The following is an 11,420-nucleotide window of genomic DNA, read 5'->3' on the forward strand; positions in this document are numbered from 1 at the left end:
CGAGCAAACAGACAGACAAGCGGAAATTCAGCGATAAAAACATAAACGGGTCCGACCGTAAACCTGTTCTTTCACCAAACATAACGGCGCTGTTGCAGGCAATGCTGCCACTTCTGCCGCCTGTTCCAGTACCAGAACTCCGCCTTGCCGCAATATTAAGGATGCGTGAGCCAGAACGGCGGCATTAATTTCCGCCGCTAATCTATACGGAGGATCACAATAAATAAAATCGAATAATTCCGGTATCTCAGCTTGCCCGGTTTGAACCTGAACCTGAACCTGAGCCTGAGCCGAGGTTGCTTGCCGCATTTTAAAGAAACGCCCGACCGTAACACCGACTACCTGCGCTGCCTGCGTCAAATGGGTTTTTTGCAGATTTTCTTTAATTACCGCCAAGGCGGCAGCATCTTTCTCCACAAATACAGCCTGATACATATTCCGGCTCAAAGCTTCAATTCCCACTTGCCCGCTGCCGGCACATAAATCCAGACAGCGACCTTGACCGCTGCCAAACATATCCGGCGCCATATGCAACAGAACACTGAATAACGCCTCTTTCGTTTTATCTAAAGTCGGGCGCGTCCTTTCGCTCTTAGGCGCAACTAATTTCGTTCCCTTCGCTTTACCGCTGACTACACGCATACGCACCTCACCTATAAAACTATATTTCCCTGTAAATCCGGGTAATACCAGGCAATCGCCCTTTTCAGGCATTGATTCTCCGGCAAACTGAGTGCCGGATCCTGCTGCAGAATTTCCAGCGCCGCCGCTTGAGTTGCAGCAATCAGTTCTTTGTCCTGATATAAATTTGCCACCTTAAATTCCGGCAAACCGTGCTGTCTGACACCGAAGAAATCACCCGGACCTCTTAACTCCAAATCTTTGTTGGCCAGGTAAAAGCCGTCATCGCTTTCACATAAAGTTAACAAGCGTTGATAAGCTGTAGTATTAGCATTTTTCGCAGCTGTCGTCGCCTGTTCGCTCAATAAAATGCAGATAGCCTGTTTGTCTCCGCGTCCCACCCGACCGCGCAATTGATGTAACTGCGCCAAGCCGAAACGTTCAGCATTTTCAATTACTATAAGATTGGCCGCCGGATTGTCCACCCCAACTTCCACGACAGTCGTGGCAACCAGCACCTGAATCTTTCCCTGATAAAAATCCTGCATGACCTGCGCTTTATCTTTTTCTTTCATTTTACCGTGCACGAGACCGATCATTAAATGCGGGAAAAGGCGTTGCAATTCCGCCTGCCGATTGACTGCCGCCATCAAATCGCCGCTTTCTTCCTGCGCTTCAACCAGCGGACAAATCCAATAAACCTGATTTTCCTGCGCGATCATCGCCCGCAAATAATCATAAATTTTGCCTAATTTGCTGTAATTTGCCATATAAGTCAGAACCTTCAGTCTCTCAGCCGGGCGTTCCGTAATACATGAAACCTGCAAATCGCCGTAAAGTACCAAAGCCAAAGAACGGGGAATCGGCGTAGCGGACATAACTAAAAGATGCGGGACCTTATCTTTGCTCTGCAAAAAGCGCAAGCGCTGATTAACGCCGAAACGGTGCTGTTCATCCGTAACGGCCAAAGCCAAGTCCTGCCAAATATAATTTTCATTAAGTAAAGCGTGGGTCCCGATAACAATTTTCACGGCGCCGCTATTTATCCCGGCCGCCAGTTCTCTTTTCTGCTTAGCGGTCAAATTACCCGTCGCCAGGGCAATCTCAGCCTCCGCCACATAGCCGGCCAACAATTGCTTGACCGTAGCATAATGTTGCGTGGCCAAAATTTGGGTCGGAGCCATCAAAACCGCCTGTTTCCCTTGAAGTTGACAGGCGAACATGGCGATCACGGCGACAATTGTTTTACCGGAGCCCGTATCACCCTGCAGCAGTCGACTGACACCTTGCGCCTGCGCCAAATCCTTGATAACCGTTTGCCACGCCTGATTTTGCCCCACCGTCAAAGTGAAAGGCAGATGCGCGATAAATTCTTGAATTTTCTTTAAGTCCGCCGCTTGTAATTCTACCTGCTGCGCCGCTTTCGCTTCCGACTTTTTGCCCAAAGTATGTAAAGCCAGCTGCAATAACAGTAATTCTGTAAAAGCTAAACGTTTTTTCGCCCGCAGCAAGTTTTCCGGCGAGCTCGGGAAATGGATTTGACGATAGGCGAAATGACTGTCTGCCAATTTATAACGTTGACACAAATTTAACGGCAAGCATTCGGGTAAATAATTTATTTTTTCCTGCAAGACCCGTTCCAGCAGTTTTTGCATCGTTATCTGCGCCAAACCGGAAGTCAGGCTGTACAGCGGTCGATTGGCCACATCGGCTTTAAGCGTTTCACTCGTTTGCGTACACACCGGTCTGAGCGGTTCTTTAATCGCATCGGCCGTTTCCTGTAAATCGACCGCACTTTCCACGCTGTCCGACATTTCAGCTGCTGCCGCCGTCTGCGGCACAGGTCCTTGATAAGGCTGAATTTTAGGGCTTTGCAGGCACAGACTGTTGCCGTTAAGTTTAACTTTACCGCGAAAAACATAAGTTTCCTGTAAGTTCAATTTGTTCTGTAACCATGGTTGGTTGAACCAGACTACGGCGATTTTGCCGCCGGCATCAGCGATTTGACTGCGAATATAGCTTAATCGGCCCTTATATTGGACTCTCAAAGGTTGACACAATTTACCGACTATTACCTGTTCCGAGCCGTCCGCCATCGCTTCGCCCGTTTCCGTCAAATTGCTCTGCCAGTCCTCGTAAGCGCGTGGAAAAAAGCGTAAAAGGTCCCAAACAGTATAGATATCTAGGCGGGCCAGCTGTTTCATCCTTGCCTGACTTATACCGGGAAGGGAAGTTACAGGTCGAGCCAGCTCACTACTTAAACCGTTATTTTCTAAATATTGACTTTTTTGCAGATGCTCATCCATATTTGCTATTTTAACTTGTTTGTCCTACTGCTGACAAATTAAAGTCCCGGGCGCAAAAACGCAAAGAAAGGGCCGAGCCTGCCCGGCTCGTCCCTTTCTTAGTCTCAGTTGCCGGCGAAAATCGAAATTATTCAATATCCAATTCCGGCGGCTGATCAATCTCATGCGAGACGTACTCTCCGTTACGCTTACGTTGGCGGACACATTCACTCAACAAGTACTCTATCTGACCGTTGACCGAACGGAAATCATCCGCCGCCCACGCTGCTATAGCGTTATACAATTTAGTATTAATTCTTAAAGGTATCTGTTTTTTATTGTCCACTTTAATATAAACTTCCGCTATTTACTACAGGTTGCGCGTCATGATTGCCGCACAAAACGACTAATAAGTTGGAAACCATCGCCGCCTTCCGTTCATTATCCAATTCTACCATTTTATTCTTGTTAAGTTCATTCAAAGCCATCTCCACCATACCGACTGCACCCTCAACAATCAACTTCCTGGCGGCAATAACGGCACCTGCCTGCTGACGTTGTAACATAACTTGGGCAATTTCCGGGGCATAAGCCAGATAAGTAATTCGCGCTTCCAAAATTTTCAAACCGGCATCTTTGACCTTTGCTTGAATCTCGTCTTTAATTTTCTCCGCTACAATTTCACTCGAGCCGCGCAAACTACCGTCATCGCTCACGCCATCCCCGGTGGTATCAACGCCTTCAGCTACATCATATGGGTAAATTCGCACAACATTTCTCACCGCACTGTCACATTGCAAGGACAAATATTCCTTATAATTTTCCACATTGAAAACAGCCTTTGCCGTATCTTCCACTTGCCAGATAACTGCAACCCCGATCTCGATCGGATTGCCCAAACAATCATTTATTTTCTGACGGGAATTATTCAAAGTCAAACGTTTCAAAGAAATTTTATTCCCCTGCTCACCGGCTGCCACTTCCGTTTTTTCCTTCTTTTCATTAACATCGCCGCTTTGATTCAATTTCGTTAAAGCTGCCGGATTGAAAGGTGAACAGAAGGGATTCAGCCAGTAATAGCCCGCCTCTTTGATTGTACCCTTGTAATCGCCGAACAAGGTAAGCACAACTGCTTCCTGCGGTCTCAATGAAACAAAGCCGCAAGCGACAATAACCGTAGCCACCAGCAAAATCACGGAAGCTATCACATATACTGTTTCTTTCCAAGTCCAAAGCGCATTAACACCGACTTGTGAGCTGATGATTTTAGCAATCAGCAATATTGCGCATATTAACAAAAGTACATTGAGCAACAGCACAAAAATGCCGTTTTTCTTCAAGTGCAAAACTTTTTCTTCCATAAAAACCTCTAACCGGGAAAGAATACGGTCTAATTACCGTGCTCTCCGCTTTAATCTTTATGATATCTATTTTATATCACAAAGTATTTTTGTCAAGTCTTGTCCAACCTGTCGCCGGGAGCCGAACAAAGACATTTCTACAAACGCTTGGCACATACGGAGGCCAAAACGCAGCGACTGCATTCCGGCTTGCGGGCATGACAGACAGCACGGCCGTGCGTCACCATATAGTGCCCGTAATCGGACCAATGCTCCGGCTCAAGCAAAGCACATAAATCTTTTTCAACCGTTACCGGGTCTTTGTGATCTGTCAGCCCCAGGCGATAACTCAAACGCAAATTATGCGTATCTACCACCATCCCCGGCTGCTTAAAGCCGTCACTTAAAACTAAATTGGCCACCTTACGCCCGACACCGGGCAAAGTCAGCAAATCCTCCATATCATCCGGTACTTTTCCCTGAAACTTCTCTATCAAAACCGTGGCTGTCTGCTTGATATGCGCCGCTTTGCTGCGAAACAGACCCAAAGATTTAATCCGCTGCGCAATTTCCGTCTCCGATACCTCGGCACAGGAGCCGGCATCCGGCAACAGCCGAAATAAGTCCTTACTCACGGCATTTACCCGCTCATCTTTACATTGAGCCGACAAAATCCCCATGATTAAAAGGCGCCAGGTATCCCCCTGAAAATCGAGGCCACAAAACACCGGCCCGTAAGTTTTTTGCAAGCAGGCGAGACAATAATGTGCCAATTCTTTCTTTGTCATATAACGCTCCTGTCCGACCGCCATCTTAAGCCAAAGGCAAAGTAAACTTGAAGCAGGCGCCGCCTAAACTGCCGTTTTGCGCGGAAATAGTTTGACCGTGAGCCGACAAAATGGTCTTACAAATAAACAAACCCAAGCCCGAACCGCTTCTGCCTGTACGCGAACGATCAGCTTTGTAGAAACGGTCGAAAACCAAATTCAATTCATTATCCGGGATACCCGGGCCGCTGTCGGCTACCTGGACCTGAACAAAACGTTTTTGGCCCTTAGGCAAAATGGTACTGATGCTGATAATCCCGCTTTCAGGCGTAAACTTGACGGCATTATTCAGCAAATTCTGCAAGACCCGCTGTAATTGTTCCCGATCGCCGACAACTTTAATGCCGTTACCTTCTTTAGTTGCTAAATCGGTTTGGATGGTCAATTTTTTCTCATTAATTTGTATTTCCTGTGATAAAATAACTTCTTTAATTAAGCTGTTAATATCAAATTCGCCGAAATTGTACTGGACTTTATTATTTTCCAGCTGGATAACCGTATTAATTTCGCCCACCAACTTAACCATGCGGGCGCACTCGCTCTTAACAATTTTCAGATAATGTTCATGTTGCTCCGGCGTAATCACACCGTCCAGCATCCCGCTGACAAAACCGTTAATTGAAGTTAAAGGGGTTTTCAAGTCGTGCGAAATGGAAGCGATAAAATCACGTTGTTGCGAATTGTTATGCTCCAATTGCTCAATCATCTGATTGAACGTCATGATCAAATTGCTCAAATCATCCCGCTCGTACTCGTCCTCATTCTTAGCGCTCATATACTCGGGCAAATTAACCCGGGTTTCAAAATCCCCCAAAGCTACGGCATGCGCTGCTGCCGCTAAAGCCCGCATCGGTCTTGAAAGCTGATGAATAAAAGCAAAAATTACAATCAAAGCAACAATAATGGCAATAATCAGTGTAATTAACCAACCGTTAATCAGATACAGGGTAACATCCTGCCAAAAATCGGTGCGTTGGTGAATTTGCAATATGCCCAGATTGGAACCGTAGTAATTGTAAATAGGCTTGACCGTACTCAGCCACTTGCCCTTTTCCCCTTTGAACAGGCCGCCGTAACCGTTATCGAAATTCGCTCCCTGCAAAGCAAGCTCCGCTCCGCTTTGTTTATGCGGCAAAATATAATTACGGCTGTTCAAAGAGCGGCTCAAGGAGGTTTTAAGTGTTTCGGGCAGATCGGACATAAAGCGAATTTCCCCGCTGCCGTCAATCAGCCAGACATAGCTGTTATTGGTCGTCGCGGCTACAATTTTCAGCCGGTCGATAATTTTGTCCTTAATCCGATAAAGGTCGCTGACCTGATAAATGTGTTCATCTACACATAAATCTTCAAAGCTTTGGGCCGCCTTCTGCATTTCACTCAAGCGGGTGCGGTTGATTGATGTCGCCAGAATATTATAGTAGCTCAGGGTAAGCAAGACAAAGCCCAAAAGGAAAGTTAAACACATCAGCAATCCTGTTTTGGTGTATAAATTAAAGAAGCGATGATATGCACCATCGCTCATTTTTGTCAATCTCTGACCTCTAAGCCACGCCATAAATGCCTACTTACAAATTATTAACTTCAAATTTGTAACCGACACCCCAGACAGTCTTGATCTGCCATTCGGTCGAACCGCCGGTTGATTCAATTCTTTCACGAATTCTCTTAACATGGACATCAACCGTTCTTGACTCACCGAAGAAGTCGTAACCCCAAACTTGACCCAACAGCTGCTCTCTTGTAAAGACACGATTGGGATGTGTAGCCAAGAAGAATAATAATTCCAATTCTTTCGGCGGCATATCCAACTCCACGCCGTTGACAATAGCTGTATAACTCAGTTTATCGACGAGGAAATTGTGATAAGTAACTTTCTCATCACTTTGCGGCTTAACTTCAACCGGCGCATTGCTGCGACGCAGAACAGCTTTCACGCGCGCCATAAACTCCTGCGCATCGAAAGGTTTGGAAATATAATCATCCGCGCCCAACTCCAAGCCGACAACCTTATCCAAAGTTTCGCTTCTGGCCGTCAACATGATAATCGGTACGGAACTGGTCTTTCTGATTTCACGGCAAATATCATAGCCGTCTTTACCGGGCAACATCAAATCCAAAATAACAATATCCGGTTTGTACTCCGTAAAAGCTGTATACGCCTCTATACCGTTATTTATTGTTTTGGCGGCAAAACCGTCCTTACTGAAATACAAACGCAAAAGTTCGCAAATATTGGCATCATCATCAATAATCAACGCTCTTTTTACATAACTGGCATCGTTCATAAAATTCCTCCCTCTGCTTATGTCGGATTTTCTTTCTTCTTGTTATCGTACAAACTGCCCAAAATCTGTTGAAAGCCCTCCAAGTCGGTAAATTGCCGGTAAACCGAAGCAAAACGCACATAAGCAACTTCATCCATATCTTTCAAACTGTCCATAACCATTTCCCCGATGGTCCGGCTGGGGATTTCCCGTTTCAACAGGTTGTGCAACTGTCCTTCTATATTATCCACCATCTGACTGATATCTTCGGCACTTATCGGACGCTTGCTACAAGACTTTAACACACTATTCATCAATTTATCACGATCAAAGGGTTCCCTTGTGCCGTCTTTTTTGACGACAATCAAAGGTAAATACTCCAATTTTTCATAAGTTGTAAAGCGTCGTTTGCAGTTATTGCATTCACGACGGCGGCGAATAACCGACCCGTCCTCCATCGGCCGGGAATCAATCACTCTGTCATCATCTACCTTACAAGCCGGACAGCGCATGTTATCTTCCTCTTCATAATCATAATTATCAGTTTGCCGTTAAACAAAAAGGTGCCGACAGCTGCAAAAGCCTCAGCACCTTTATCAAGTTTCAAACTATTGCAACGGCAGACTGCTGAGTTTATTCTTCCGTTCCTTCATCGTCGGCATAGAACCACGGCAAAATTCTGCCGCTCTTCTCGTGTTTCTCAGTCTGTTCTCTCTTATTGTTCGTCGTCTGTGTCTGACTGCGCAAAGGTGACGTGTTGCCGATCTTAGGCAAAGGACGTTCATAAGCGCTGCGGCTGTCCTGATAAGAATTGCTTAAATTATTCTGCGCATAAGCCGAACGACGGGTTGTTGTCTGTCCGAGACTCTCGTTGCCTGTCAGGAAGCTCGGCAAAGCTGCAGAATTTTCCGCCGGTTTATTTCTGTTCATGGATGTCGTTGAGGCGGTATTACTTTTTTTCATAAAAGACAAATCACGTTGGTTGGCAGCTGTAAGCGGTTGATTGTCACGCTTACGATTATCATCACCGAAACATGTAGCAATTAAAGTCACGGCAACTTCATCACCCATACTTTCATCGACAGCCATACCGAAAATAACGTTAGCTTCAGGTGCAACCGCGTCACGGACCATGGAAGCGGCCTTATTGACTTCTTTCAGCTTCAAGTCTTTATTGCCGGTAAAGTTGAGCAGGATCTGACCTGCACCCTCAATAGACGTTTCCAGCAGCGGACTGTTCATAGCGAAATTAATCGCCTCTTCCATGCGGTTCTCGCCGGAAGCTTTACCGATACCCAAGTGACAAATGCCGGCATCGGTCATCACGCACTTGATATCATTCATATCGAGATTCACCATACCCGGACGGGTAATCAAATCTGATATACCAAGGACGCCGCTTTCCAGAACTTCATCCGCCATTTTGAAAGCGTCAACCATAGTTGTATCTTCTTCGCTGATTTCCAATAACTTATCGTTCGGTACGACAATCAAGGAATCAACATATTGTTCCAATTCATGAATACCTGCTTCGGCATTCATCATTCTTTTAGCACCTTCGAAGCGGAAAGGACGGGTGACTACGCCGACTGTTAATATTCCCATATCTCTGGCAATCTGAGCAATTACAGGTGCTGCTCCGGTTCCCGTGCCGCCGCCCATACCGGCAGTAATGAAAACCATATCGGCGCCTTCAAGTTTGTCGGCAATCTCTTCTTTCGATTCTTCCGCCGCCTTGGCTCCGATTTCCGGGTTAGCGCCTGCGCCCAGTCCTCTGGTAATCTTCTCGCCGATAACAATTTTACCGTCGGCGTCAATCGTATCTATAGCCTGTGAATCCGTATTGACAGCAATATATTCCACGCCGTCAGCAGGATCAATTATCATACGACTTAAAGCATTACAACCGCCGCCGCCTACACCAATAACTTTAATCGAAGCATAGTTCGATTTATCCATTGCCATGTTCATTCGCTACCTCAAATCACACAATAGTTGCTTTAACAACGGGTACTTAGTCCTATCGTATCTTAAGTCTACCCTCAAACTATTTATAAATAATACACTATGTAGTATTTGTAAACAAGTTTTATTGTTCGCTTTTTTACATGCTGTTTACAGCCTATGCAAAAGGATTTACCTCTCTATTATATTACATTTTAATTACATTTGTCTGCTTTTTTTCCTCAGTCTCCGACTTTTTTCTTGAACGACTTCACCACAATATCTTTCCAGGTCCAAGCGGAATTATCCCAAGGTTCAGCCTTTAATTTTCCTTTTTGCGCAGCAGTCTCAGTTTCATTATCTTTGGCTTTAACAAACACTTTTTGCGTGCCGGTCAAATCCAAATATCCGTGGCCTAAATTAGATAGAGCTCCGGCCTGTTTCGTATTGCGCAGCCAATAAATCAAATTAGCATAATTACCGATGTTATTGCCGACATGGACAGTCAAATCATCATACCGGTCATCCACCGTCGATGCTGTGACAGGTTCCGGCTTGCTTGCTTCTTCCGCCCGCACTTTAGTTGAATCTTCAGCTTGTCCCGACGCCGCCGGCTGATTTTTCGGGAAGCTGAAATCAAGCCATAAAGAAGCGTCCGGCATCAGATTGACGGAAGTCAGGCAGGGCATCAGTCTCTGCCGGTCGCTGCTGTCGGAATCTGAGCGCATCAAGCTGTCGATAAAGACCAAAGCGTTGGCAAAACGGCGGTCATTTATTTGGTCAAACAGGCTGTTAACCTGAATAACTGAAGTATCCAAACCTTTAATCAAAGGTACATTCTTATTCGGTTCACCCATTTCAATGGCCAGAATTCTGCCGTTTTTATCAAGGCCGGCATAGCCTCCGGGAATTTTTATGTAGGCAATTTCCGTGCTTTCCTGCAAATTAACAACAAGTTTTGCCGGAAGTGCCACTTTACATTCGGCGGCGGCAACAATCGGATAATGTTCCTGCAGCTGTAATTCCAGTTTATGGTTACGTCCCTGCAAAAGCTGCCACAAATTGCCGTTGATAAGGGTAATTAAATGCCGTCCTTTTTGTTTTCCAAGTAACGAATTGATCTCCCGGGCAGTCAAATTACGATTGCCGTGGATTTCAACTTCCTGCAGGTAAAATTGCGGTAACAGAGCGACGAGAGACAAAATTATGCCGGCGATTAAAATGATGATTGCAGCGCTGATACGCAATTTGCGGAAATAATCACCGAATTTGTGCCAGGCACCTTGAATTTGCCGTATGCCGCTGAGTTCCTGTTTTTTGCGTTTATAGGCAAAGCGATGCTTAAGTAGCTGTAATTTTCGTCTGTTTCTCAGTTGTTGCCTTAAACGTCTGCGTCTGTTTGCACTTAGAACAATGGAGCTCTCTGCTGCCGGTAAAGCTGCCGTACTTTCGCCATTTATACTTAAATCTCTGCCGTTATGCAACAAATCGGCATAAGCGGCGCTTATTTGTTCATCCGTTATCTTGCGATAAGCTTTTACCTGCATAATGCGCAAGCGCCGACCGGCAGTAGTGATCAATCGCCGCGCCAGCTGCAATTTTTCCCGTGCTTCTGCCGGGTTTACCGGTTCGCTGCAGGATTTAAGGCGTAGATTTTTTTTGGGGCTGCAAGGCAATAATTTCAGGCGCCGACATAATTGCAGCCGTTCTTCTTCATTGTCCGGGATAACAAATGCCGCTATTTTATCAGCTACGCTCGCCGTCGGCTGTTCATTAAGGGCAGCTGCCAAAGTGCCGCCGACAGCTTGTTGCTTTTTGTCTTTCTTCTTCGCTCTTTCCTGCAAAACTTTGCGCAAATGAGCAATTTGTTCCGTCCGGCTCGATTCAGCCTTGCCCGTGGCGGAAGTTTGCGGTATTTCGTCGGCGTTGGTTGAGACAAAGTTTTTATCCGGCGCAGTTTCTGCCAACGGTACAATGGTTCTAAGAGCTTCCGTAAGTGGCAATTTCCTCGATTTTCCGTCTTCAGACGCAACGGTAGGCACCAGACGCCGACTCTCAGCGTCCGTCAATTTGCGTACCGTAAAATTAGCTGCATGCCGATTTTTCTTCATCTGAAATATTTATGTCTCCCCGAAATAC

9 protein-coding genes and 1 pseudogene are annotated in these 11,420 nt (G+C 45.9%); all 10 read right to left on the minus strand.

Features of this window, described 5'->3' with window-relative positions; all coding sequences use genetic code 11:
* Positions 1 to 27: 27 nt before the first annotated feature.
* The 10 genes and pseudogenes from rsmD to PYS60_RS06400 all read right to left on the minus strand — a co-directional run bounded on the left by rsmD (position 28) and on the right by PYS60_RS06400 (position 11,392).
* Entirely contained in the window at positions 28 to 714 is a 687-nt protein-coding gene (rsmD, locus tag PYS60_RS06355; RefSeq protein ID WP_315568575.1) for a 16S rRNA (guanine(966)-N(2))-methyltransferase RsmD, read from the minus strand.
* Positions 654 to 2,927: an ATP-dependent DNA helicase RecG gene (gene recG, locus PYS60_RS06360; RefSeq protein WP_315568577.1), complete on the minus strand. Its 2,274-nt coding sequence runs from the start codon at positions 2,925 to 2,927 to the stop codon at positions 654 to 656. Before recG ends, rsmD begins: the two co-directional genes overlap by 61 nt.
* Before the next feature lie 127 nt (positions 2,928 to 3,054).
* On the minus strand, positions 3,055 to 3,252 hold the full coding sequence (locus PYS60_RS06365; protein WP_390866526.1) for a PTS ascorbate transporter subunit IIC: 198 nt from the start codon (positions 3,250 to 3,252) through the stop codon (positions 3,055 to 3,057).
* A 1-nt stretch (position 3,253) separates the two neighbouring features.
* Positions 3,254 to 4,267 (minus strand): SPFH domain-containing protein, encoded by a 1,014-nt coding sequence (locus PYS60_RS06370; RefSeq protein WP_315568579.1) that lies wholly within the window; start codon positions 4,265 to 4,267, stop codon positions 3,254 to 3,256.
* 137 nt (positions 4,268 to 4,404) lie between these two features.
* Positions 4,405 to 5,034 carry an endonuclease III gene (gene nth, locus PYS60_RS06375; protein WP_315568581.1) on the minus strand — a complete coding sequence of 210 codons (630 nt, stop codon included), beginning with the start codon at positions 5,032 to 5,034 and terminating at the stop codon, positions 4,405 to 4,407.
* A gap of 25 nt (positions 5,035 to 5,059) precedes the next feature.
* The gene (locus PYS60_RS06380; RefSeq protein WP_315568583.1) at positions 5,060 to 6,628 is read right to left on the minus strand and encodes a sensor histidine kinase; all 1,569 of its coding nucleotides are present in this window, start codon (positions 6,626 to 6,628) and stop codon (positions 5,060 to 5,062) included.
* 10 nt (positions 6,629 to 6,638) lie between these two features.
* A complete protein-coding gene (locus PYS60_RS06385) occupies positions 6,639 to 7,358 on the minus strand; it encodes a response regulator transcription factor (RefSeq protein WP_315568584.1) in 720 nt (239 codons plus the stop codon).
* 17 nt (positions 7,359 to 7,375) lie between these two features.
* Positions 7,376 to 7,849 carry a transcriptional regulator NrdR gene (gene nrdR, locus PYS60_RS06390; RefSeq protein WP_315568586.1) on the minus strand — a complete coding sequence of 158 codons (474 nt, stop codon included), beginning with the start codon at positions 7,847 to 7,849 and terminating at the stop codon, positions 7,376 to 7,378.
* A gap of 367 nt (positions 7,850 to 8,216) precedes the next feature.
* A pseudogene (gene ftsZ / locus PYS60_RS06395) lies at positions 8,217 to 9,308 on the minus strand (cell division protein FtsZ); the annotation flags it as partial.
* Between the two features lie 215 nt (positions 9,309 to 9,523).
* Positions 9,524 to 11,392 carry a cell division protein FtsQ/DivIB gene (locus PYS60_RS06400; protein WP_315568588.1) on the minus strand — a complete coding sequence of 623 codons (1,869 nt, stop codon included), beginning with the start codon at positions 11,390 to 11,392 and terminating at the stop codon, positions 9,524 to 9,526.
* Positions 11,393 to 11,420 lie beyond the last annotated feature (28 nt).

Source organism: Amygdalobacter indicium (assembly GCF_029101545.1).
Lineage (GTDB): Bacteria > Bacillota > Clostridia > Saccharofermentanales > Fastidiosipilaceae > Amygdalobacter > Amygdalobacter indicium.